Origin of the sequence: Williamsia maris (genome assembly GCF_024171815.1) — a bacterium.
GTDB lineage: Bacteria > Actinomycetota > Actinomycetes > Mycobacteriales > Mycobacteriaceae > Williamsia_A > Williamsia_A maris.
This window is the reverse complement of sequence record NZ_JAMTCJ010000002.1, coordinates 335,133-357,839: the sequence shown is the minus strand read 5'-3', so window position 1 is coordinate 357,839 and position 22,707 is coordinate 335,133. Positions and strand designations below refer to the sequence as shown.

General features: G+C 67.4%; 22 protein-coding genes. 10 read left to right on the top strand and 12 right to left on the bottom strand.

The features are described from left to right. Positions 1-107: 107 nt before the first annotated feature. Genes LX13_RS08655 through LX13_RS08640 form a run of 4 tightly spaced genes read left to right on the top strand, consistent with a single transcriptional unit; the run spans position 108 to position 3,376 of the window. Positions 108-554: a hypothetical protein gene (locus LX13_RS08655; protein ID WP_253660935.1), complete on the top strand. Its 447-nt coding sequence runs from the start codon at positions 108-110 to the stop codon at positions 552-554. Between the two features lie 9 nt (positions 555-563). Next, entirely contained in the window at positions 564-1,238 is a 675-nt protein-coding gene (locus LX13_RS08650) for a DUF5819 family protein (protein ID WP_253660934.1), read from the top strand. Beyond that, positions 1,235-2,308, top strand: a complete 1,074-nt coding sequence (locus LX13_RS08645; protein ID WP_253660933.1) for an HTTM domain-containing protein — start codon at positions 1,235-1,237, stop codon at positions 2,306-2,308. Before LX13_RS08650 ends, LX13_RS08645 begins: the two co-directional genes overlap by 4 nt. After that, positions 2,309-3,376 carry a serine hydrolase domain-containing protein gene (locus tag LX13_RS08640; RefSeq protein WP_253660932.1) on the top strand — a complete coding sequence of 356 codons (1,068 nt, stop codon included), beginning with the start codon at positions 2,309-2,311 and terminating at the stop codon, positions 3,374-3,376. It abuts the gene before it with no gap. A gap of 15 nt (positions 3,377-3,391) precedes the next feature. On the opposite strand, the gene LX13_RS08635 is transcribed toward LX13_RS08640, so the two are convergent. The 5 genes from LX13_RS08635 to LX13_RS08615 form a co-directional block, all read right to left on the bottom strand. Then, entirely contained in the window at positions 3,392-4,009 is a 618-nt protein-coding gene (locus tag LX13_RS08635) for a lipocalin family protein (protein ID WP_372499861.1), read from the bottom strand. Between the two features lie 11 nt (positions 4,010-4,020). Further along, the gene (locus tag LX13_RS08630; RefSeq protein ID WP_253660931.1) at positions 4,021-5,403 is read right to left on the bottom strand and encodes an NADP-dependent succinic semialdehyde dehydrogenase; all 1,383 of its coding nucleotides are present in this window, start codon (positions 5,401-5,403) and stop codon (positions 4,021-4,023) included. Next, positions 5,403-5,624 carry a hypothetical protein gene (locus tag LX13_RS08625; protein ID WP_253660930.1) on the bottom strand — a complete coding sequence of 74 codons (222 nt, stop codon included), beginning with the start codon at positions 5,622-5,624 and terminating at the stop codon, positions 5,403-5,405. The genes LX13_RS08630 and LX13_RS08625 overlap by 1 nt, the downstream gene beginning before the upstream one ends. Before the next feature lie 130 nt (positions 5,625-5,754). Beyond that, positions 5,755-7,437: a DUF7800 domain-containing protein gene (locus tag LX13_RS08620; protein WP_253660929.1), complete on the bottom strand. Its 1,683-nt coding sequence runs from the start codon at positions 7,435-7,437 to the stop codon at positions 5,755-5,757. A gap of 47 nt (positions 7,438-7,484) precedes the next feature. After that, positions 7,485-9,824: an acetyl-CoA acetyltransferase gene (locus tag LX13_RS08615; protein WP_253660928.1), complete on the bottom strand. Its 2,340-nt coding sequence runs from the start codon at positions 9,822-9,824 to the stop codon at positions 7,485-7,487. A 142-nt stretch (positions 9,825-9,966) separates the two neighbouring features. On the opposite strand from LX13_RS08615, the gene nadB reads away from it, so the two are divergent. Then, positions 9,967-11,568, top strand: a complete 1,602-nt coding sequence (nadB, locus tag LX13_RS08610) for an L-aspartate oxidase (RefSeq protein ID WP_253660927.1) — start codon at positions 9,967-9,969, stop codon at positions 11,566-11,568. Here the strand turns inward: nadB and LX13_RS08605 are convergent. Together LX13_RS08605 and LX13_RS08600 are read right to left on the bottom strand one after the other, a co-directional pair. After that, a complete protein-coding gene (locus tag LX13_RS08605) occupies positions 11,555-12,562 on the bottom strand; it encodes a 2Fe-2S iron-sulfur cluster-binding protein (RefSeq protein ID WP_308214722.1) in 1,008 nt (335 codons plus the stop codon). The genes nadB and LX13_RS08605 overlap by 14 nt on opposite strands. Before the next feature lie 76 nt (positions 12,563-12,638). Further along, positions 12,639-13,586, bottom strand: a complete 948-nt coding sequence (locus LX13_RS08600) for a ferritin-like domain-containing protein (RefSeq protein ID WP_253660925.1) — start codon at positions 13,584-13,586, stop codon at positions 12,639-12,641. 593 nt (positions 13,587-14,179) lie between these two features. On the opposite strand from LX13_RS08600, the gene LX13_RS08595 reads away from it, so the two are divergent. After that, on the top strand, positions 14,180-15,211 hold the full coding sequence (locus LX13_RS08595) for a hypothetical protein (protein WP_253660924.1): 1,032 nt from the start codon (positions 14,180-14,182) through the stop codon (positions 15,209-15,211). A 40-nt stretch (positions 15,212-15,251) separates the two neighbouring features. Then, positions 15,252-15,755: a hypothetical protein gene (locus tag LX13_RS08590; protein ID WP_253660923.1), complete on the top strand. Its 504-nt coding sequence runs from the start codon at positions 15,252-15,254 to the stop codon at positions 15,753-15,755. Between the two features lie 149 nt (positions 15,756-15,904). On the opposite strand, the gene LX13_RS08585 is transcribed toward LX13_RS08590, so the two are convergent. Further along, positions 15,905-16,435, bottom strand: a complete 531-nt coding sequence (locus LX13_RS08585) for a pyridoxamine 5'-phosphate oxidase family protein (RefSeq protein ID WP_253660922.1) — start codon at positions 16,433-16,435, stop codon at positions 15,905-15,907. 48 nt (positions 16,436-16,483) lie between these two features. Continuing rightward, entirely contained in the window at positions 16,484-17,413 is a 930-nt protein-coding gene (locus tag LX13_RS08580) for a hypothetical protein (RefSeq protein WP_253660921.1), read from the bottom strand. Between the two features lie 232 nt (positions 17,414-17,645). Between LX13_RS08580 and LX13_RS08575 the strand changes: the two genes are divergently transcribed. Then, positions 17,646-18,788 (top strand): acyl-CoA dehydrogenase family protein, encoded by a 1,143-nt coding sequence (locus tag LX13_RS08575; RefSeq protein ID WP_253660920.1) that lies wholly within the window; start codon positions 17,646-17,648, stop codon positions 18,786-18,788. An 8-nt stretch (positions 18,789-18,796) separates the two neighbouring features. On the opposite strand, the gene LX13_RS08570 is transcribed toward LX13_RS08575, so the two are convergent. Further along, positions 18,797-19,285 (bottom strand): winged helix-turn-helix transcriptional regulator, encoded by a 489-nt coding sequence (locus LX13_RS08570; protein WP_253660919.1) that lies wholly within the window; start codon positions 19,283-19,285, stop codon positions 18,797-18,799. Positions 19,286-19,413: 128 nt separating this feature from the next. Between LX13_RS08570 and LX13_RS08565 the strand changes: the two genes are divergently transcribed. Together LX13_RS08565 and LX13_RS08560 are read left to right on the top strand one after the other, a co-directional pair. Further along, positions 19,414-20,106 carry a HemK2/MTQ2 family protein methyltransferase gene (locus tag LX13_RS08565; protein WP_308214721.1) on the top strand — a complete coding sequence of 231 codons (693 nt, stop codon included), beginning with the start codon at positions 19,414-19,416 and terminating at the stop codon, positions 20,104-20,106. A 47-nt stretch (positions 20,107-20,153) separates the two neighbouring features. Then, positions 20,154-20,303 (top strand): CDGSH iron-sulfur domain-containing protein, encoded by a 150-nt coding sequence (locus LX13_RS08560; protein WP_301301055.1) that lies wholly within the window; start codon positions 20,154-20,156, stop codon positions 20,301-20,303. A gap of 48 nt (positions 20,304-20,351) precedes the next feature. On the opposite strand, the gene LX13_RS08555 is transcribed toward LX13_RS08560, so the two are convergent. Beyond that, a complete protein-coding gene (locus tag LX13_RS08555; protein ID WP_253660917.1) occupies positions 20,352-21,377 on the bottom strand; it encodes an iron-containing redox enzyme family protein in 1,026 nt (341 codons plus the stop codon). Then, the gene (locus tag LX13_RS08550) at positions 21,374-22,327 is read right to left on the bottom strand and encodes a TIGR03557 family F420-dependent LLM class oxidoreductase (protein WP_253660916.1); all 954 of its coding nucleotides are present in this window, start codon (positions 22,325-22,327) and stop codon (positions 21,374-21,376) included. The genes LX13_RS08555 and LX13_RS08550 overlap by 4 nt, the downstream gene beginning before the upstream one ends. Positions 22,328-22,707 lie beyond the last annotated feature (380 nt).

Genomic DNA, 22,707 nt, shown 5'->3' with positions numbered 1-22,707 from the left:
CCCGGGTGCGCATCTCTCGCACACGGGTCCCGCGTCGGCGAAGCACGGATCCACTTCTCGAAATGTGTTGTGAGAGAAACCATTCACCGAGTAGAAGAGGTCCCACGATGAAGACTCGAATCACTCTGACCGCAGCGGCCACGGCAGTGGTTGCAGTCGCGGCCGTCGTCACCGGCCCGGCGGTGGCCAGTGCCGCACCGGCCACCGCGACCACGACCACGACGTCATCTGCGTCGACCGAGTCGGCGGCACCCAGTTCGCCGAGCGCGGAGGTCCTGGGCGACGGCACCGTCGCGCAGCCGAGGTTCTTCCACGACATCGCCAACGACGTCGTCGCCGGCGTGACCGGTGCGGTGGGCGGCAAAGCCGTCGAGACCGCGGTGAAGGTGACCGCGAAAGCTGTCACCGCCGTCAAGTCGTCGAGCTCGGAGTCCTCGTCGAGCTCGGAGTCGAGCAGCTCGTCGTCGTCGAGCGCGGGCAACGCACGCATCTACGACTCGCTGAGCGTGTCGAGCGACCCGCTGGACGCTCAGTTCGACGTACCGACGAGCTGATTTGCCCCTGTGACCGATCAGGATTCGACGGAGAAGGTGGGCCGCGGCCCCAAAGCCGTGGTTTGCCTTCTCCTTCTGTGCGCGGCGATCTACGCCGTCTGTGCCATCGTGGTCGACATGCCGTCGTCGCCGGTGCAGACTCGCGTCGCGGTACCGGCGAACAAGGTCATCCACCCGGTGTTCGACCAGGACTGGCAGCTCTTCGCCCCCACTCCGGCCACCTCCAACAGCCTGATCAAGGTGACCGCGGTGACGGAGAGAGGTGGGACGCGAACGACCCAGGCGCCGTTCGACATCGAGGCCCCACTGGAGAACGCGGCGATAGCGAATCCGGTGCTCCCCACCAAGCTGGCGGGTCTGAGTCTGGCCGCCAACGAGGAGTGGAACACCTACCGCACCAAGCTGCAGGCGATCAAGAGCACAGTGGCGCCGAAGAACCGGCAGGCCGCGATCGCCGAGCTCGATCACGAGTACCGATTCACCTACGACAGCCTCGACCGCGCTGCCTCCTACTACGCGCACGCCCGGTTCCCGGGGACGCGGATCGTCAAGGTGCGGGTGACGTTCTACAAGCAGGACATGGTGCCGTTCTCGCGACGGAACGACCACCCGGTCATGCCGGTCACGCCGTTGCTGCAGACCTCATGGCTGCCCTATATGGCTGACATCGACGGTGGGTCATGACATCTGACACGACATCGGCGCTGCGCAGCCGCACTGTTCATGCAACCGGCGCCCTCGACCGCTGGTTGATGCGGATCGGTACCACCGAACACCGACTGATCGGCCTGTCGATCCTGCGCCTGATCGTCGGGATCTGCGGCGTCGAGTACTACGTGTCCGACCTGGGGCACCGCGACATGCTGTGGGGTCCGAACGCCTACATCTCCATCGCGGATGCACGGGGCACGCTGCCGGAACCATTGACGTCGCTGTACTTCTGGTCGCATTCGGAGGTCTGGTTCAACGCGGTGTTCTTCGTCGGCCTCGCGGTCGCCGCGCTCTTCACCGTCTACGGCGGCCGCGGTCTCACGTTCGTGCACCTGATCTTCATGTGGTCCATCTACGACCGCAACCAGGACGTTCTCGAGGGCGGCGACAACCTCGTACGCATCATTCTGATCTTCATGGTGTTCGCGGTGACGAACCGATATCTGACCCCGCGGTCGAAGTCGTTGCGCGAGGTCGCTTTCGCCCCGCCGCGCCGGCCGCAATTGCGGTACCTGTCGACGTCTGCCCACAACATCGCCGCCACCCTCATCGTCTTCCAGGTCGTGGTCGTCTACGCGGTCGCCGGCTACTACAAACTCACCGGATCGATGTGGAACACCGGTGTCGCGGCCTACTACGTCAGCCACATCAACCAGTTCACGATGTTCGGTCTGTACCCGACCGCGATGAACAACCTGTGGCTCGGCTGGTTCATCAGCACATTCACCATCGTCGTCGAGTGCGCCGTACCGTTCGTCATCTTCACGCAGCGTCGATGGCTCCGTGAGATGGTCGTGGCGGGCCTGGAGTCGATGCACGTCGGCATCATCGTGTGCATGGGACTGGTGGCGTTCGGCCTCATCATGATCGGCGCCGACTTCACCCTGCTCAAGGACAGCGACTACCGGAACCTCGGCGCGCGGGTGCGGCGGCTACGACACCGACGTGGTCATGCCGAGGACGTGTCGCACGCGGCGGGCGAGGCGACCACGCAGAAGCGCCCCAAGATCCTCGCGCACGCGACCGCGACGGTGGCCCGCTAGATGTCGGTGGCGTCGGCGATCTACGAGAACGTCACGGGTGCGCTCAGCCTCGTGTTCGCGATCGTCGTGCTGTCTCGTGTTCTGCTGTGGTTGCGGGCCCATGCGCACCGCCCGGCCGCGGCCACGGGCGACACCGAACTCGCGGGCCTTCTCGACACACTCGTCACCCACCGCACCCACCGCCTCGCCGCGATCGTCGCCGAGGACGGTCGGCCACTGCGGACGGCGTTCGTCGATGCGTCACCGGACGACCGTTTCGAGATCGGGTCGCTGAGCAAGGTGGTCACCGGACTGGTGATCGCGGACGGGATCGATCGCGGGGAGCTGAGCCTCGACACCCGGCTCGACGCGCTCGTCGACGACGTAGCACCGACGCTGGCCGACATCACAGTCGCTCAACTGGTCACGCACACATCGGGTCTCCCACGGTTGCCGTCGACGACCGCCATGACCCTCCGGGTGCTCGCCCACGGCCTGTTCCTGACCAACCCTTACGCGCGCATCACGGCCCAGCGGGTGCTGACCGACGCCGCGCGGTCGCGGCGTGGCCGGGTGGGGGAGTCGTCGTACTCGAACCTCGGGGCATCCGTTGCCGGGATCAGTGTGGCTGCTGCGCAGGGTGTCTCGTACGCCGAATTGGTGCAGGACCGGTTGTTCACACCGATCGGGATGGTGGACACGTCGGCCTTGTCACACGGGACACGGGCACCGCGCGGTTGGCACGGAGGACGGCGTGCGGCGCGATGGTCGATGGACGGGTACGCGCCGGCCGGTGGGGTGGTCTCGACACCGGCCGACATCGCGCGCCTGGCCCAGGCGCTCGTCGACCGGTCCGCGCCCGGCATCGACACCTCGGTGGAACCGGTCGGTCGGGGCCGGGGCATCTTCTGGATTCTCGACAGCCACGGCGGGGCCTGGCACAACGGTGAGACCGGCGGTTACTCCGGTTTCCTCACGCTCGAGGTCGCTCCGGTGCGGCGGGTGATCGTCGTCCTGGCCGATTCGGTACCGGCCGAAGAACAACAACGCATCGCCGAGAAGATCGGCGATGCGTTGTCGGTCAGATGACGCTCGGGTGTGCGCTCAGCGCACCGTGCACAAGGGTTGGATGTTCTTGTACGCGCCGTCGATCGGTGTCGTGATGAAGAAGCACGGGTTGTAACCGCGCGACGAGATCACGTTCTTGATCGACCGCCACTGCGACGAGTTGACGCCCTTGTCGCGCTTGAGCACGAAGCCCGACAGGCGATCCGGGCTGCCGACCAGTGCCCACGAGTAGTCCGGCGCGATGTAGGTCACGATGTAGTTCGTCGGCCCGGACTTGTTGGCCTGGAACGGGACTCCCGGGAAGCTGACGTGCAGCTGCGCCTTGGTCCGCTGATCGTTCACGCGGGCGTTGCCGGTGATGCCACTGCGCTGACCGGTGAACTTCGTGCAGGTGTTCTCCACCTTGATGTTGTTCGGATCGACCAGGGTGTACTTCGCCTGGGTGTTGCGCAGGCAGTCCAGGTTGAACGGCTGAGGGATCGCCGCAACCTGATTCCAGACGCCCAGATACCGCTGCACGTCGAGCTTCGCGATGGGCTTCAACGGGCCGGGCGCCGCCGAGGCGGTGGCCGATCCCGCGACCAGGGCGATGACCGCCGCGACCGCGGCCAACAGAGACAGCGCGATCGGTCGGCGCTTACGGGTGGTGCTCACAGTGCTTCTCCTCAAGGCTGTTCGGCGACCCAGACGGTCTTGACGTTACAGAACTCCCGGATGCCGAACGCGGTCAGCTCGCGCCCGTGTCCGCTGTTCTTGATGCCGCCGAACGAGATCTCCGGGTACGACGTGGTCATTCCGTTGACGAACACCTGACCGGCGTCGAGTCCGTTGATGAACCTCTCGATCTCCGCGTCGTCGGTGGTCCACACGTTGGATCCGAGACCGAAGTCGGTGTCGTTGGCGATGCGCAACGCGTCGTCGGTGTCGGTGGCGCGGTACAGCGACGCCACCGGTCCGAAGACCTCTTCACCGTAGATGTCCATCTCTGTGGTGATCTCGCTGATCACCGTCGGCGGATAGAACCACCCGGGACCGTCGGGAACGGTCCCGCCGGTCAGCACCTTGGCGCCCTTGGCGACAGCGTCGTCGACGAGCTCGACGACGTCGGTGCGCCCCTGCTCGGTCGCCAGGGGGCCGATGTCGGTGTCGTCGGCGGTGGGATCGCCGACCTTCCGCGACGCCATCTCGCGGACGAAGTGTTCGGCGAACTCGTCGTAGACGTCGGTGTGCACGATGAACCGCTTGGCCGCGATGCACGACTGACCGTTGTTCTGGCAGCGCGCCGTGGTGGCGGTCTTGGCCGCCGCCGCGAGGTCGGCCGACGGCAGGACCACGAACGGATCCGAGCCGCCGAGTTCGAGGACGACCTTCTTCAACTCGCTACCGGCGATCTCGCCGATGGAGCGTCCTGCGCCCTCGCTGCCGGTGAGAGTGGCTGCGGCGACACGCTTGTCGCGCAGGATCTTCTCCACCTGCTTGGAGGAGATGATCAACGTCTGGAACACGCCGTCGGGCAACCCGGCCCGACGGAACAGGTCCTCGAGGTAGAGCGCGGTCTGCGGGACGTTCGACGCGTGCTTGAGCAGTCCCACGTTGCCGGCCATCAGACCGGGGGCGGCGAACCGGATGACCTGCCACAGCGGGAAGTTCCACGGCATGACCGCGAGGATCACCCCGAGCGGTTGGAAACGGTGGAATGCCCGTGCGGCGCTCACGGCGTCGGCGTCGGCGATGTCGTCGGCCAACATCTCCGGTGCGTGTTCGGCGTAGTACCGCAGCCCCTTCGCACACTTGGCGATCTCGGCCTTGGCCGCGGTGAGGGTCTTGCCCATCTCCGCGGTCATGGTCGCCGCCAACGATTCGCTGTCCTCGTCGAGGATGTCGGCCGCGCGGCGCAGACCGGCGGCACGCTCGTCGAGCGAGGTGAGGCGATAGGTCCGTGCCGCCTCCGCCGCGATCGCGATCTTGTCCGCGACCGCGTCGTCGGTCAGCTGCTCGAACGTCCCGATGGTTTCCCCGGTGGCCGGGTTGGTGGCATCGACGGACATCAGTTGGACGGTCCGTCCGAATCGTCGATGGAGGTCGAGTCGTCGGTGCCCTCGGAATCGTCGACGAACGCCCAGTCGCCGTCGTGGTTCACCTCGAGGCGCCAGCCGAGCTCGGTGTTGTCCTGGGCTTCCTTGAACCACGAGTACGCGTCGTCCGCGGCATCGAAGTCCTTGGTGGCGACGGTGTCGCCCTTGGGGTTGATCACGCGATATTCGGCCATGAGATCTCCTGACGGTTGTGCACGAACCCGGGTCTGGAGTCAGTGATGGATGAAGCTCTTTCCACCCTACTGACCGCCTCCTGGTGTCGGGCGCAGAGGAGTCAGGCGCAGAAGAGTCGGGCGCAGAGGATCAGCGAGTCAGTTCACCGGTGTGGGTCTGCGACAGCCGCTGCGATCGGTCGGGCGCGACGAATGCGTGCTCCACCCGGATCAGCAGGCGTTCTCCGGTGATCGTCAGCGACATGACGCCGTTGTCGAACCACGGGCCCGCCGTCGCCTGCCACGTCATCGGGGTCTCCGGTACGTGCGCACGTCGGGAGAGTCGACGCATCAGACCGACCATCGGTTTGCGGATGGCGATGCGGTTCACCACCCGGATGGGTCGCTCCAGCGGGTTGCGGAACGGCGACATCGTCAGTTGATAGAGCGCGGTCTGCGGGGTGGCCTTCTCGGTCAGCTGCGCCTCCGCGACATACGAACAGTGCACGTCGCCGGAGAGCCACACCACCGACGCCGGCGGGGTCGCACGCGCGGTGAGTTCGGAGACGAGTCCGGCCATGTCGCGGAAGGAGTTGTCGAATGCGGCCCAGTGCTCGAGGTCGAGCTCGAGTCGCAGCCTCTCGCCGACCTTGGAGGCGCGGGGACCCCAGGCGCCCTGCGCGACGGCCTCGTTCCATTGTTCGAGGTGGTGCAACGCCGGGAGCATCAGATAGGGCAGGGAGGTGCCGAACAGGATGTGTCGCGCGTCGGTCTCGAGCGTCACCGTGCGCAACCACTCCCACTCGGCGACGTCGAGCATCGCGCGGCGTTCCGGGGTGAGGTCTCGCGAACAGCGGGAGTCGATCATGATCAGCCGCGTGTGGCCGAGATCGCGCACGTAGCTCCACCGCGTCGAATCCGGTTCGGCGTCGGCGCGCAGCGAGAAGTCGGCCAGGATCTTCTCCCGGGCGACGTCGTCGGGTGCCGCCCGGACGGCCGCGTAGATCGGGTCGGCGGCGAGTTCGGTGGGCGAGAGGTTCCCCAGATGCTGGTAGATCCAATACGAGGTGAACGCGCCGACCACCCGTCGCGGCCACCAGTCGGTGACGGTGACGGTCCGTCGCCAGTCCGCCGAGGAGTTCCAGTCATCGCGCAGATCGTGGTCGTCGAGGATCATGCAGCTCGGCACACTGGCCATGAGCGCGCGGACCTTCGGGGTGCCCCAGGACTCCCGGTAGAGCCAGGTGTACTCCTCGAAATCGCAGATCTCGTCGGCGACCTCGTCGCCCAGCGCTGCGGTCGTCTCCGGGTTCGCGGCCCGATGCGTGTGGAGCTGTCGGAGGATCTCCGGCGACGGGTCGTCGGCGTAGACCTGGTCGCCGAGCAGCAGCAACAGATCCGGCCAGTGGGCGGGTGCCTCGGTGCGGACCCGTCGCGCCAAGCCGACGAGTGCGTCGGCGCCGATGCGCTGCAGGGACTCGTCGTCGTAGGTGTCGCCGCGACGACACGAACCGAACGAGATGCCCACGTCGCCATCGGGGTCCGCGGTACGGAAGACGGCGCGGACGTCCTCGGGTGGCCAGCAACTCGCGGTCTGCTCGTCGGACCGTAGTTCGACGCGGTAGTCGACGAGGGACGCCGCGGGCAGCCCGTCGAGGACGACGATCGCGAAGTGGTGTCCACCGATTCCCCACGTCGGCTCGCTGCCGGTCGACCCGGTGGATGTCGAGACCTCCACCGTGCACGCCCGATCGGTCTCGACCCAGACCGTGGCCTGATGGGTGTCGACGTAACGCAGGATCGGACCGAGGACCAGGTCAGGGGAATCGCTCACCCCCACACGTTTCCATCGAATCGGTCATCGCGCCACAAAACCGGCAATCACCGGTTCCGGAAGTGCGCCCCGCGTCCCTCCCGGTGTGCCCGCAATCCCTCGAGCGTGTCGGCGTGGACCATCAGCTCGTCGTCGACCGGCGAGGGGTTGGTGTCGTCGGAGGCCATGTACGACAGGGCCGCCCGCGCCGCGATCGGCGACCGGGACGCGATGGTCGCGGCCATCTCACGTGCGACGTCGAGAACGGTTCCTGCGGCAACGACGCGGGAGACCAACCCGGCGGCCACGGCCTCGGTCGCGTCGAGGCGGCGACCGGTCAGGATCATGTCGTGCGCGAGGGCCCGGCCGATCACGTCGGGTAGCCGTCCGAGAGTCTCGAGACCGGGGGTCAGTCCGAACCCGGTCTCCGGGAGCGCGAACGTCGCGCTCTCGTCGGCGATCGCGAGATGGCAGGACAGGACCATGTCGATGGCCGCACCCTCTGCGCGACCGTTGATCGCGGCGATGACCGGCTTCGACAGGTGGCGCCGCCCACTCAGGCCGGCGAATCCGTTGATCGGTCGCGCGACCTGCATGGACGACCCGACACCGTCGAGATCGATTCCGACACCGAAGTACTCGGTCCCGGCGCCGGTGACGATCGCGACCCGCAGATCGTCATCGGTGCAGAAGGCCCCGATGACCTCGTCCAGATCGCGCGCAGTGGCGGCGTCGACGGCGTTGCCTGCGGTGGGTCGGTCGATCGTCACCTCCAGGACGTGGTCGTGGCGCGTCAGACGCAGGCCGTCGTAGCGGTCGCGGAACACCGGTGCGACCACGGGCAGCAACCGGTCCATGCTCGACCGGTCGATCGCCACCCGGTTGCCGGCGTCGACGGCCCGCGCGTGGACCCGTTGCCCGATGGGCTCGGCGTCTCCGGTGAGCAGGTCGAGCAGGGCCTCGTCGTCGCCGACGGGCGTGGCGACGAATCGCCTGCCGTCGTCGAGACGGCCGATGACCACCGCGGAGCGGGATCCGGTGCGGTCGAACGTGACCGAGTACGACTCGATCGTCGCCGGACCGTCGGCGTGGTAGGCGAACGGCACGGTCGGTGTCCGGTCGAGGTCGGCTTGGAGCGACGGACTCGTGCTCGGTCGCCACGGTGCCGGGCCCGTCGAGTAGATCCCCACCGAGTGCTTGCTGAGGATGCCGCCGTTGGCCGCGACCATGCCGAACGATCCGCGGTCGGCGCGTGCGCGCCGGGCGATCTCGACGATCGCGTGCATCGAGTAGTTGTTGCCCGGGCCGCCGAAGAACGGCAAGCCGCCGGTGACCGTGAGTCCGCGCGGGTCGTCGGTGGCCAGGCCCAAGCCGTCGCACAGGTTGAACACCGGCACCCCGAAGCAGCTGTACAGGTCCATGGCGGACAGCTGATCGAGGTCCACCCCGGCCATCGACAGCGCCTCGCGGACCGCTGCGACCGCGGCCGGGCTCGAGCCGAGGTCGGGTCGGATGCCCAGCTCGTGCTCGGTGAGATCGGCGTGGCCGTGCAGGAACACCAACCGGTCGTCGGGTACTCCCAGGTCGCGGGCCCGACCCAGCGACATGATCACCACCGCCGCAGCCTGATTCACCTGATCGCGGGCGATCAGATATCGGGGGTACGCATCGGTGATGCGTCGGTTGCGATCGGTGACCGTGACGAGTTCGTCGGCACTGCGTTCGGTGGCCGCGGCCGCGTGCGGGTTGGCCGCGGCCAGCGCGGTGAACGGGGCGAACAGCCGACCCAGCATCGCGAGGTACTCGGCTCTGGTCACGCCGAGACGGGCGCGGCGCGCGTTCTCGAGGATCGAGTACTGCGTCGGCGGGCTGACGAGGTCATGGAGTGCGGCCTGCGCGGACGTCAATCCCCGGATACCGAAACCGCGGTCGTCGAGGGTGCCGCCGACGTGTTCGGTGAAGTCGGGCGGCGAGTCCGTCGCCGCGAGATGTCGGACGGTGGAGATGACCTCGGCGCCGAACGAGACGGCGACCTCGCTCGCCCCCGAGGCAATGGCCGCGCACAGTTCGGTCACCGAGTGCTGGGGGCTCTGCCCACCGGTCACGTCGAGGATTGCGCGCGCCGGATCCGCACCGATGCGTGCGGCCACCGCACGCGGCACGTTGTCGGCGGCCCCGAGCACCGCGAGTGAGTACGGGCTGGAGTCGTCGAAGGCGCGCATGGCCGCGATCGTGTCGATCGCCGACGCGACTGCCTCGGCCGGCGCGCCGGTGTCGGAGAGGGCGGCGCGCACGGCATCGGCCGCGAGATCGGCAGCACCCCTGGCGCGATAGTCGTCGTCGGCGATCCGTTCCGATGCCTGTCCCACGCCGACGATGACCGGCGTCCGGAGATCGAGTTCATCCACGTCGATCAGTCAACAACACGCCCGACCAAGCGCTTGATCGGGCAGTGCGCAACAGCTCCCGGGACCGACGGGTGCGGGCGAGAGCTATGCTGAGACGACGTTTTCGACTGACAGGCGAAAACTCCGAGCGACGGAGGTCGTGATGGACGAGATGACGACGCGCACCGACCTGGTCGTGGTCGGTGCCGGGGTGGCCGGTCTGACCGCCGCGGTCAGCGCCGCCCAGGCAGGTCTGCAGGTCACGGTGATCAACAAGGGGCGCCGGTGGCGTCCCGGAGTCCCGTCCGACACCGCGACGCAGTACGCCCAGGGAGGGATCGCCGTCGTCGATCCGACCGCTGCCGTCGATCCCGCCGATGGCATGGACTCCGTCGACCGGCATCTCGCCGACACGCTGGTGGCGGGGGCGGGGCACACCGATGCGATGGCCGCGCGCGCGATCCTGGTCGACGGGTACGACGCCGTCACCGCGCTCATCGGGTGGGGTGCGCGCTTCGACACCGACATCGACGGCCGCCTGCTGCGCACACGCGAGGGTGGACACAGCGTCCGGCGGATCATCCACGCCGGTGGTGATGCGACCGGCGCCCAGGTGCAGCGTGCGCTCGGGGTCGCAGTGCGTCGGTGGATCGACGCCGGCCGCGTCCGCGTCCTCGACGACAGCATCGTGACGTCGATCCTGATGTCGGACGGCCGAGCGGTCGGGGTGGAGCTGCGCGACACCGACGGCCGCGACGCCCGGGTCATGGGTTCGTCGGTGCTGCTCGCGACCGGCGGCCTCGGCCACCTCTACGCCGCGACCACCAATCCTGCCGGCAGCACCGGTGACGGCATCGCGTTGGCACTCGGTGTCGGTGCGCAGGTGTCGGATCTCGAGTTCATCCAGTTTCATCCGACGATGCTGTACTCACCCGGTGCCCGTGGCCGCCGCACGCTGATCAGCGAGGCCGTACGCGGTGAGGGCGCGGTACTCGTCGACTCCAAGGGGCGCTCGATCATGAACGGTCTGCACCCGCTGGGGGATCTCGCGCCGCGCGACGTGGTCGCCCGGGCGGTGCACGCCGCGATGGCCGAGCGCGGTGAGCCGTGCGTGTACCTCGATGCCCGAGCGATCCCCGACGTCGCCGAGCGGTTCCCGACCGTGACCGCCGGGGTACGGGCGATCGGCGTCGACCCGCAGCGGCAGCTGATCCCGGTGGTGCCCGGGGCGCACTACCTGTGCGGCGGGGTGGTCACCGACATCGACGGCCGCACCTCGATCGACGGGCTGCTCGCGGCCGGCGAGGTCGCGCGCACCGGGCTGCACGGCGCCAACCGTCTCGCCTCGAACAGCCTGCTCGAGGGTCTGGTGATGGGGCGACGAGCCGCATCGGTCGCCGAAGACGCTGTGCGAGAAACGTTCTCCAGTGTCGGTCGGTTCGACCCGCCGATCTCCGAATCGCGTCCGGTGCTGCCGCGTCACGTGCTGCAGGACGCCATGTCGGCGTCGGCCGCGGTGGTCCGTGATGCGTCCGGACTCGGCGGACTCGCCGAACTGATCGACTCGGCCCAGGTGCGTCGGATCCGGTCGATCCGCGACGTCGAGGACGCCGACCTGACCGCGGTGGCGGCCGCGGTCGTCGACGCCGCGGCACGACGAGAGGGATCGCTGGGCTGCCACTTCCGGTCAGACGATCTCGCGTCCGAGGTCCGGTCGGCGGAGGGAATCGGCGCGACGAGCCAACTCGCTGTCAGTCGTAGGTGATGGCGACGACGTCGGAGACCGGCGTCGACTGACAGGCCAGGCGTGCGCCGCGACGCAGGTCGAAGTCGTCGAGGGTGTCGTTGACCCGCATCTCCACCTCGCCCTCGGTGAGGATGTATTCGCAACCGCCGCAATTGCCCTCGCGACACACGTACGGTGCCTCGATGCCGTTGTCCAGCAGGACGTCGAGCAGGATCGCGTCGCGCGGCCACGCCACCTCGTGGGTCTCACCCTCGATGTCGACGGTGACGCGCGCCCCGGTCTCCGCGGGCGCGGACGGAGCGGCGGGTGCTGCGGCCGTCGTTGCCGCGGCCGCCGAGAACGGGTTCGTGGTCAACGAATAGAACAGTTCGCGATGGATGCGCGTCGCGGGCAGGCCGGCGGATTCCAGGGCCGCGTGCGCGACGTCCATGAAGGGCGTCGGTCCGCACAGGTATGCGACCCGGTTCTCGTCACCGTCGGCGACCAGCGGCGCCAGTTCGGCCGCCGTCGGTAACCCTCGCTCGGACTCCAGCCAGTGTCGGACAGCGAATCTGGACGGGTAGGCCCGCTGGAGATCCTCGATGGCCGCCGCGAAGATGACCGACTGCTCGTCGCGATTCGCGTAGATCAGCGTCACGGCGTTGTCATGGGTCATCAACGCGGTCTTGATGATCGACATCGCCGGCGTGATCCCGCTGCCTGCCGCCACGACCACGAAGTCATCGGTCCACTCACGCGGCGTGAAAGCGCCGGTCGGGGGGATGATGTCGACGCTCATGCCCGGCGTGGCGTGATCGATCAGCCAGTTCGAGACCTGGCCGCCGGGAACGCGTTTCACGGTGATCGCCGGGTGCGGGTCGTGTCCGGGCGCACTCGACAGCGAGTAACAGCGCGGTGCCATCCCGTCCGGGAGTTGCGCACCCACGGTGATGAACTGTCCTGGGCGGTAGGTGAACCCGTCGGCTGGTACCTCGAACACCACCGACGCCGCGTCGGCGGTCTCCCGGATCACCTCACGGACCTGGAGCTGTAAGCGACCGGACGTGCGCGACGGCGCGTCGCCGGCCGGCTCGTGGGAGGGACCCACGTCAGGCGGTCGGCTCGTAGGTGAGTTCCTTCGACCAGGTGGGGCTCGAGTTGAGCGTGCGTGTCGGGTAGTGCTTGCTGATCTTCACCAGGCGATCGGCGAGGAGGTGGTAGGGGTGATTGCGGTTGATCACCATGTCACCGTGCCACTGGATGAAGCGGTACATGGGCACGCGCCGCGCGACCGGGTTGCGCTCCCCGACCTTCTTGAAGCGCTTCATCGCGCTGTAGAGCCGTTCCTCGTCGACGCCCATGGTGACGATGTTGTCGCGCATCTTGTTCAGCAGGGGGATGTAGCGCAGGGTTCCGATGATCAGCGACGGGTTCATCCACGCGCCGACGGTGTCGACGAGCAGCTTGCGCATCGTCGAGTTGCCCAGCAGCTCGATCACCGCGAAATCGACAGCGAGATGCCGGGATTCGTCGGAGTTGATGTGCTTGAACGCCTCCTGGCAGATCGGGTCGTGGATCTCGTCCATGATGAACTTCACCAGCGCGCCGTCCAGGGCGACCTCGAGCATCGGGATCACGGTGCCCAGCACACTGAGGCTCAGCCCGTCGGCGTGCTTGTCGAGCCAGTCGATGATCAGCTTGACGTTGACGTTGGGCTCGGGCATCTCGTCGCCGTCGAGCATGCCCCACCGGCGCATGAGCGCGAGTTCGGCGTTGGCGTGCTTCTGCTCCTCGGCGTGGAAGTAGGTGTAGATCTCACGGAGCGTGTCCGTCGGAGCCTTCTTCGCCATCGCCGCGAACCCGCGGGCGCCGACGTTCTCGATCCACATCAGGTCCGACATGAAGGGCTTGAGCCGGGCGTGCAGTTCCGGGTCGATCATCTCGGCGCCGGGGGCGTCCCAGTCGATGTCGGCCAGGGACCACTGCTTGTCCTTGATCTTCGACAGCATCGCATCGAAGTCGAACGTGGTCGGTGCAGTCGTGGTCGGTGCAGACATCTGGGGTCTCCTGTTCCGTGTGCACACGGCGCGGATCGCGCCGATGTGCAGATCCCGGTCGATTGAGGGCAGCGCGGCCGTGATGGTGCAGCCGGCGCTTGCGGTGTCCCCAACAGTGTCACCCTGCATTGTCACAGTTGTCAATGGCGCAAGGTCGCGACCCGTGGACGCCCGTGGGCAGACCCGCCGCGGCGTGACCGGTTCAGACGTGAGGTCGGCCGCGTAGCCCGTGCGTAGCCGGATCGCTCGCTCGCGAGGTTGAACGTCTCAAGGATGCAGCCCTACCACGACTGTCCGTGGGGTCGACGTCGTGCGCTGGGACGAAAGTGGTTCAAACGTGGGACACCGCACGCGTAGTGCAGCTGCTACAAAAAGAGCTCCGGATTCGCGCGCCCGCCTCCGGCTGTCGATTGCGAGGTCCGGTGTCAGCAATGGGTTCTCGTCCGTGGCAGAGCGGACTCGCTCTCGACTGGATGACCTGGCGGCCCATGAATGCTGCCGCGCCACAGACACAATCGCCCGCTGAGGTGCCCGTACCGATATCGCTCGTGAAGTCTGCCCGTGCTGCGGCAGTCCCTGCTCCCCCAGCCCCCGTGGACCCGGTACCCGCGCACCACAGCGGCCCCGTCCGCGGCGAGTGGCCGGTGACTGATCGCGATGATGCAATGCGTCGACGCCTGATCGTCGTGGCATCGGTCATGGTCGTGGCGGTCGCCGTGGCCGCGGGAGGATGGTGGCTCGTCACCGCACCGCCGTGGCGTTCAGACGCGGTCGCCTCGGCACCGGGGGCGGACTCGGTCGGCGGCGCCGACGGTCAAGAGGTGACCGCCTCGACCGTGGGAACGTGCAGCGCGGAACCGGTGATCACGCCGATGACGATCACGCCAGGCGGGGACGGACTGACCCTGGGGGCGACTATATTCACGCCGTGCTCCGGAGGTGACATCCTGTCGTCGAATCAGACCGGCGTGGTTGTGACGATGGGTTCACGCCTGATAGCGGCCGCGTCATTCGATCTCTCCACGAATCCAGTTGCCTTGAATGGAGATCCGCGTCGAACAGACCTCGTCTTTCCTCCTGGATCCTATTTCGATGTACCGAGTACGGACGTCGATGCACAGTCGTTCGACGTCACGGTCACGCAGTCGGGTCCGCGGACCACGACGCAGATGAATGTCGATACAGGCGGCATCCGATTGACGGCCGCAAGTCCTCTCGAGCCCTCTGGGGTCGACACCGAGTCCGCGGCATCCGCGGGACTCCTCGACCGGGTCACTGCGGATCGCGATGTTGTCGCCTCGCAGGTCGAGGGGCGCTGGGTGGCGCAACTGAGCTCGAAGCGGGTCGGCCTCGTCGCCGAGGGTCGTACGTGGGACAGCAGGTCGATCCTCGAGGAGTTCTCCTCGTTCGCAGCCAGATTCGATGGAGCGAGGCTGTTGCAGAGCGACGACTGGAGTGTGTTCACATCACCGGGTTTCCTGGTCACGATCACCGCCCAATCCTTCATCGATGCTCCGACTGCAGTCGGATGGTGCCGCTCTCAAGGTTTCGACCGTGACCACTGTCTCGCGAAGAGGATCAGTCGCACCGCATCTCCCGAGGGCACAACCGTCTACATCGATTGACCGAACCACAACCGTTCCGACACCAGAAACCGGGAGCACCATGAGCCAACCATCTTTCGCGGGAATCCTCCCCGACGAGCACGTCCGCTACGAGGCATCGTTCACGCCGCACCTGATCCTCAAGCACATCAAGACGACCCTCGTCGTCACCGACAGGCGGGTCCTGGTTCATCACCCCCACGTGATATTCGGATTCATCGAGCACGGATACGCCAAGCGTGAAATCCCACTCCGCCACGTCTCTTTGGTGGCGGCCGGCACCAGGACCTCCACGAGCGAGGTCATGAAAGCACTCGTGGCTGCATTGTTCGGGTTCGTGATCATCACCAGCGGATCCGGTTTCGGAGGGGCGATCGGCGCGATCGCGATTCTCGTCGGACTGGTCCTTCTCGGGGCCGCGGTGCTGTGGTTCCTCGGTGCGTATGGGAATGCGGTCTCGATACACAGCACCAGCGGCGCGAGCATCGAGGCTCGAGGATCCAAGCAAGAGTTCACACAGATCCAACAGGTAGGTGACGAGGTCGGACGGTTGCTCTCCACGTGACGGCATCCCGCCACGCCGACTGAGAGCAGAGCGAAACCGCCTCGGTAGAGCACGTTTGCCGAGCAGTCAAAGGACCCCGGGCGCTCGCCGACGGATGCAATCCGAGACTCCGCCGACTTCGGTTGTGGCCACCCGGCGTCGTGTGCCGGTCAGTGTTTGACGACGACGCGTTCCCCACTTCCCGGCGTCCACACGGTGACCTCCATGCGATCAGGGCCGTCGTCTCCGCTGACGATCGCGACCGAGGACGCTCCCGTGATCTCGGCCGAGTAGAAGTGGTCGAACGTCTGGCCGCGCAGATCGAGCCCGATGTCGTCGAAGATCATCTGCGCGAAACGTTGGTGCAGAGCGGAATCGGGAACATCGACGACGCGACCGAACAGCTTCGCGTCGCCGTCGGAGACCTGGCTGTCCACCGTCGCGGTGTGCAGACAGAAACGCGGGTCTCGACCGAGGTCGCGGAACTTCGTGGTGTCGGGCATGCCCACGATCCAGAGCCTGCCCTCGAACTCACGCGGCTCGACCGGGCTGATGCGCGGGGAACCGTCGGCACGCACGGTCGCCAACATGACCAGGTTGGCCGCGGAGGCATGCCGGCGGCGGAATACCTCGGACACGGTCGGGGCGGCGTCGACGAAGTCGCTCCACGAGACGGCGGGAACGGGAACCGAATCGGACATGGAGCGAGGATAGGACCCCGCTCCGACATCGCGGAAGAGGCGACGCCGCTACTGGTAGCTGATGAAATCCGGAGGCGGTTGCAGACCGAGCACCTGCGTCGGGCTCATCAATGGCTTGTCCTCGGTGTAGAAGAGCTTGAACCCCGTGTGCAGCCGCGGGTTGTTGAGCGCGCGGTATTTCGTGGTCTTGTCGGGAATGGACCCGAACCCGTCGGTGTGGCTGATGACGGCGAGTTCCGGAGGCGAGGCCAGGGCATCGCGATCGGTGATCATGTCCGGGGTGAACTGGTGCAGCAGTACCGGCTTCTGCGGGAGAGCCCGGCGCCGTGTGAGGTCCGCGAGCCACGACGTGACCGTGTTGATCTCGGTCGCGCTCACGGTCCCGATCTGCTGACCGGGAACGGCGCCTGCGGGCATCCGCCACTCGGCGTCGAGGGCCAGTCCGACGTCGGGCTGGTCGAGCAGCGGCTGCCACCGCCGCGTCTGGTTCAGGAAGTCGCACCGTCCCGGTTGGATGTCGAGGACGAGCATCTGGCGGTGCGCACGTGCCGCTCGCAGGTACCTCCATCCGTCATCCAGGTTCGTCGGGTGGGCGAAGCACCCGTCCGGCCCCGGAGACGGATCGGCGATGGTCACGATCAGCTCCATGACGGGCAGGACGGGCCGATCGGGCCGCGCGTAGGTGTCGGCCTGCTGCTCGAGGCGGCGGGCGGCGTCGTCCGGGGTGCCGAGACCGAGCGCGCCCAGACCACCACCATCGGCGGCACCGTAGAGAGCGACCATCCGGAAACGGGGGAACACGGTGCGCCCGCCCCGGGGCAACTCCACGGGACGCGCCGCGGCAGGCGACACCGACAGCGACGTCGTCGAACCGTCCGTGCCGCTCGGCTGCGTCGGCGAGGTGGCACACGCGCCCGCCAGGAGTGCGGCGACGGAGACGAGCGCCACGAACACCGACCGGCGATCCCATCGACGCATCGCGGACCGGCCCCCTCACCTGTCTCGACTACCGAACTCGTTCGTTCTGGTCTGTAAGTACCTTAAAGGCCGCCCCGACGCTGCTGTCGAGGGTGGGCGCGTGGCGGCGTCGGCGGGGCGTCACGAACCTGAAACGATTGTCAGAAACTGTGTCATCGGCGTACCGTGAGGCGGACAGAGCGAGCGCTCGGTGTAGCCGTGCCCGCAGCCACGATGTGAAGGTGATCCAACGATGAAGCGTCTGATCTTCGAATCCGAGCACGAGCAGTTGCGCGCCTCCGCCAAGGCGTTCGTCGAGCGCGAGATCGCTCCGTACGCAGAGCAGTGGGAGCGCGACGGCATCATCGACCGCGAGGCCTTCAAGAAGGCGGGCGAGGCCGGCCTGGTCGGTTTCTACATGCCCGAGGAGTTCGGCGGATCCGACATCGACGACTTCCGCTTCAACGCCGTCGTCATCGAGGAGATGGCCAAGTTCGGTTCGCGCGCACCGGCTTTCACGCTGCAGAACGACGTCATCGGCCCCTACCTCAAGAAGCTGTGCAGTGACGAGCAGAAGGAGCGCTGGCTGCCCGGCTTCGCCTCCGGCGAGATCATCGGCGCGATCGCGATGACCGAGCCCGGCGCGGGCAGCGACCTCGCCGGCATCAAGACCTCCGCGGTCCTCGACGGGGACCACTGGGTTCTCAACGGCGCCAAGACGTTCATCTCGTGCGGCATCAACGCCGACCTGGTCATCGTCGTCACCCGAACCGATCCCGAGGCCGGGCACAAGGGCTTCACCCTGCTCGGCGTCGAACGTGGCATGGAGGGCTTCGAACGCGGTCGCAACCTCGACAAGCTCGGCCAGCACGCCCAGGACACCGCGGAGCTGAGCTTCACCAACGTGCGTGTGCCCGCCGCCAATGTCATCGGTGAGGTCAACAAGGGCTTCTACCACCTGATGCACAACCTGCCGTCCGAGCGGCTCGCGATCGGTGTGGGCGCAGTTGCCGGTGCGCGCAAAGCGTTCGAGGACACACTGGTCTACGTCGCCGAGCGCAAAGCGTTCGGCCAGTCGGTCGGGTCGTTCCAGGCCAACCGCCACAAGATCGCCGAGATCGCCACCGAACTCGACATCGCCCAGGCGTTCGTCGACCGCTGCATCCAGGGTGCCGTCGACGGCGAGCTGACCGCGGTGGACGCGTCGAAGGCGAAGTGGTGGTGCACCGAGCTGGCCAAGCGCATCGTCGACACCTGCCTGCAGCTGCACGGCGGGTACGGCTACATGGCCGAGTACCCGATCTCACGCATCTACGCCGACGTCCGGATCGAGACGATCTACGGCGGCACCACCGAGATCATGAAGGACATCATCGGCCGCGATCTCGGCTTCTAGCCCTACTCCTACGGGGCGTCGGACTCCTGCGCAACCCGGATACGCACACCGTCGAGCGGCACCGCGGCCGTGTCGGTCGAGGTCACGGCCACCTGGAGAGGGTCGCCGTCGGCGTCGGCGACGACCTGCAGCGGTGCCCCGTCGGGCTGCAGGTACTTGTCGCCCCACTGCATGAGTCCCAGGACGACGGGCAGCATGTCGGTGCCCTTCTCGGTGAGCAGGTATTCGAAGCGGGTACGCCGACCAGGCTGTTGGTAGGGGGACTTGGTCAGCAATCCGTGCGCGACCAGCTCACGCAGCCGGGTCGAGGCGGCGGCGTCGGTGATGCCGACCCGACGGGCGAAACCGTCGAAACGGGTTGTGCCGTAGTACGCCTCACGTAGGATCAGCAGGGCGGTCCGGGTGCCCACCACTTCGAGTGCCCGGACGATCGAGCAACGGTCGCCGGGCTCCCACGAGTCCAGTCGCGCCAACGGTCCGTCCATGATTGCGTGCATCTCTCCACGATACGCGCTGACTTCTGTGAATCGGAGCCAGCGGTGTGGCACAGTGGAGACGATCGACCAACCACGTTGAGCCATCAGCAGGTACGGAAATCTCCCCCACTACTGATGGGTGGTCCCCTGTGACACTCTCCGCAGCCCCGATCTCGCCGACCATCGTGACCGGCGACGACGTCTATGCACCCCAAGAGGACTCGCACCTGCTGATCGAGCAGATGAACGCACTTCCCGGCGGCGTGGTCGACAAGACCGTGCTCGACTTCTGCACCGGCAGCGGTGTCGTGGCCATCGCCGCGGCCGGTTCCGGTGCCGCCGCGGTCACCGCGGTCGACCTGTGCCCCAACGCAGCGCGCTGCGCCGCAGACAACGCCGCTGCAGCCGGCCTCGACGTCGACGTGCTCGTGGGGTCGTTCCCCGAGGCCCTGGCGGCCGGACCGTACGACGTGGTGGTGTGCAATCCGCCGTACGTGCCCGCGCCGGCCATCGAGGATCAGGTGACGCCGCTGACCGGGCCCACGCAGGCATGGGACGCCAGTGTGGACGGCCGACTGGTTCTCGACCCGTTGTGCGCGGCCGCCCCGGACCTGTTGACCGCCAACGGAACTCTGTTGGTCGTTCAGTCCGAGTACTCCGGGACCGCGCAGACGGTGGACGCCCTGCGCCGCGTCGGTATGGACGCCGAGGTGATCGCCGAGCAGCGCGTCGAGTTCGGCCCGGTGATGAAATCGCGGGCCACGTGGATGCACGAGAAGGGTTTGATGGACGAGGGCTGCCACGAAGAGACGCTGGTCGTCATCCTGGCGACGAAGAGGTGAGCGACAGCGACCGTCGCGCCGTGCGCGTGGTGCAGGGCGGGCCGATCATGGTCCAGGGCCCGGTGGACATCGAGATGCCCGACGGATCCACCGTCGCCTCAGACCGGTTCATGGTCGCCATCTGCGCCTGTCGACGCAGCAAGACCTATCCGCTGTGCGACACCAGCCATCGCAAGCGGGCGCGCACAGCAGAGTGAGGTCTCGCAGCTGAGCCCCCCCGACGGTGGATCTCGGCTGCGAGGGTCTCACAGGGGACGGAGCATCGCCGATTCGCCTGCGGCCCACCGCGTCATGACGAGATCGGCGAGGCGGTCCTCCACGAGGTTGAACGCGCGGATGCCGAACACCACGTCGGCCTCGACACTCGGGTCGGCCTCGACGAGCGCCCCGACCACGTCGGTCCGAAGCACCTGCTCGTGCACGGCGTCGGCCTCGACGTGCTCACGGTAGAAACCGACGCACGCATCCGGCGCCTCCAGGCGGACCAGTGCGTCGGCCAACCGCTGTGCTCCCGGTGAGGACGTGATCTCGGTGGCCGCCAGGTGTCCGACGGTCGCGCCGCGCGACGAGCGGTGCAGACCGAACATCGACATCAGGTTGACCGTGGCGAGAGCCTGCGCCGGTGCGGCATCGAGATATCCGAGGTAGTCGGCGTTCAGTTCGGCCGCCACCATCAGGTCGGCGAACAACTGCTGGTGCACGCGATCCCCGCGCCCGCCGCCGTACTCGTCGAACTCGACGGCCACGTAGGAGGCCTTGGCCTGCCCGGTGAGCCGCGGGATGGCCCAGGCGTGCGGATCGGCTTCCTTGAGGTGGTAGATCGACCGCAGCGCGAGGTACTCGCGCATCTGATCCCAGGTGGCGGTGTCGCGCAGGAAGTACGACGGGCCATCACCGTCGATCGGTTCGATCGACAGCGAATCCATCTCGGCGACAACGCTGTCCGATCCGACGTCGCCGATGTCGGAGTCCAGGGCGGTGCGGAAGGCGGCCTCCATGTGCGCGCGGAGGCGGAGGAGGTCCGGTTGCCACTCCCACTCGTCGCTCACGTCGGCGAACCCGCGGTAGTGCAGTTCGTAGCAGACGTACAGGGCCAGCTGGAGGTCGCGGCCGTACGGATCTGCCTCACCGACAACGACATCGGTCAGCACCGAGCCGTCGACTACACCGGAGGCCAGCGCATCGACGATCGCGGTCGACAGCGGTCCGTCGGGGGCGGGCAGGGCCGGGTCGGAGGTCACGTGCGCGGGCGCGTTCGTCGTCAGCGTCATGACAGCGCCGGGAGGATGTGATCGCGGTAGGCATCGAAGAAGCCCTGCATGTCGGGTCCTATCTGTTGGACGTAGATCTCGTCGACGCCGGCGTCGACGTACTGCCGCAGCTGCGTGAGGTGGGCGTCGGGATCGGCGTTGCATGTGATCGTCTCGGCGATGTCCGCCTTCGGGACCAGGCCGGCGACGCTCTCGAAGTCCCGCGGACGGGGCAGGATCTGCGCGAGCTGACCCGGCAGGGCGTCGTTGGACCAGAGCCGGTGGGCGGTGTCGAGCGCGCGGTCGGAGTCGGTGTCCCAGCAGACCTTCGTGCCCGCCTGCACCGGCTTCGAACCACCGCCACTCGACCGGAACACCTCGATCGACTCCTTGTCCGGCGTGACCGTGCAGAAGCCGTCACCGATGCGGCCGGCCAGCTCGGCGGCCTGCGGCCCGAACCCGGAGACGTAGATGGGGACGGTCTCGGTGGGCAGCGTGTAGATCTGCGCCTCCTGGACCTCGTAGTGCTTGCCGTGGTGGCTGATCTCCTTGCCGCCGTGCAGCAGTCGGATCACGTCGATGGCCTCCTCGAGCATCTCGAGGCGCACCCCCGGCGACGGCCAGAGGTCGCCGAGCACGTGCTCGTTGAGTGCCTCACCGCTGCCGACCCCGAAGACGAACCGGTTGTCGAGTTGCACCGCGGCCGTGGCGACGGCCTGCGCGAGGATCGCGGGGTGGATGCGGATCGTGGGACACGTGACCGCCGTCGTGACGGGCAGTGAGGTGACCTCCGACAGCGCGCCGAGAACACCCCACACGAACGGGCTCTGGCCCTGCTCGGAGTTCCACGGGTGGAAGTGGTCGGAGATCCAGAGGCGGGTGAAACCGGCGGCCTCGGCCATCCGGGCCTGCTCGATGAGTTCTTTGGGGCCGTACTGCTCGCACGACAGGAAGTAGCCGACGTCGGTCATCAGTGATGCAACCCTTCACAGTGCAGATCGGGTGTGTTCGCGTTCGTCGTCGGACTCACAGGCCGCGTGGTGCGGTGAGGGTGACCGAGGACGTGTGCGCAGCAGCGGTCTGAACTGGCATCTTCGACCGTACGCGATCAGGCACAGCCGGATCCACGCCGTGCGTGGAGGGCGAATGGTGGGGGCGCGCTCTGCTTGACACCGGTTGACTCCCACCACCGCGATCGGATCGGGCTAGGAAGCAACTGTCCATGGCAACCCAACCTGTCCTCGACGGTACGCGGGCGCGACGCCGACCCGCTACGTCTCGCCGCACCGAACCCCGAGAGTCGTTGGCGTGGTGTGGGGGTCGGACGGGGCTGGTGGGCCGTCACCGTCCG

Bases quoted from the DNA above. Each gene is read 5' to 3' on its own strand.
- LX13_RS08655 (WP_253660935.1), top strand. From the start codon at position 108: ATGAAGACTCGAATCACTCTGACCGCAGCGGCCACGGCAGTGGTTGCA.
- LX13_RS08645 (WP_253660933.1), top strand. From the start codon at position 1,235: ATGACATCTGACACGACATCGGCGCTGCGCAGCCGCACTGTTCATGCA.
- LX13_RS08640 (WP_253660932.1), top strand. From the start codon at position 2,309: ATGTCGGTGGCGTCGGCGATCTACGAGAACGTCACGGGTGCGCTCAGC.
- LX13_RS08630 (WP_253660931.1), bottom strand. From the start codon at position 5,403: ATGTCCGTCGATGCCACCAACCCGGCCACCGGGGAAACCATCGGGACG.
- LX13_RS08625 (WP_253660930.1), bottom strand. From the start codon at position 5,624: ATGGCCGAATATCGCGTGATCAACCCCAAGGGCGACACCGTCGCCACC.
- nadB (WP_253660927.1), top strand. From the start codon at position 9,967: ATGGACGAGATGACGACGCGCACCGACCTGGTCGTGGTCGGTGCCGGG.
- LX13_RS08600 (WP_253660925.1), bottom strand. From the start codon at position 13,586: ATGTCTGCACCGACCACGACTGCACCGACCACGTTCGACTTCGATGCG.
- LX13_RS08590 (WP_253660923.1), top strand. From the start codon at position 15,252: ATGAGCCAACCATCTTTCGCGGGAATCCTCCCCGACGAGCACGTCCGC.
- LX13_RS08585 (WP_253660922.1), bottom strand. From the start codon at position 16,435: ATGTCCGATTCGGTTCCCGTTCCCGCCGTCTCGTGGAGCGACTTCGTC.
- LX13_RS08580 (WP_253660921.1), bottom strand. From the start codon at position 17,413: ATGCGTCGATGGGATCGCCGGTCGGTGTTCGTGGCGCTCGTCTCCGTC.
- LX13_RS08575 (WP_253660920.1), top strand. From the start codon at position 17,646: ATGAAGCGTCTGATCTTCGAATCCGAGCACGAGCAGTTGCGCGCCTCC.
- LX13_RS08570 (WP_253660919.1), bottom strand. From the start codon at position 19,285: ATGCACGCAATCATGGACGGACCGTTGGCGCGACTGGACTCGTGGGAG.
- LX13_RS08560 (WP_301301055.1), top strand. From the start codon at position 20,154: ATGGTCCAGGGCCCGGTGGACATCGAGATGCCCGACGGATCCACCGTC.
- LX13_RS08555 (WP_253660917.1), bottom strand. From the start codon at position 21,377: ATGACGCTGACGACGAACGCGCCCGCGCACGTGACCTCCGACCCGGCC.
- LX13_RS08550 (WP_253660916.1), bottom strand. From the start codon at position 22,327: ATGACCGACGTCGGCTACTTCCTGTCGTGCGAGCAGTACGGCCCCAAA.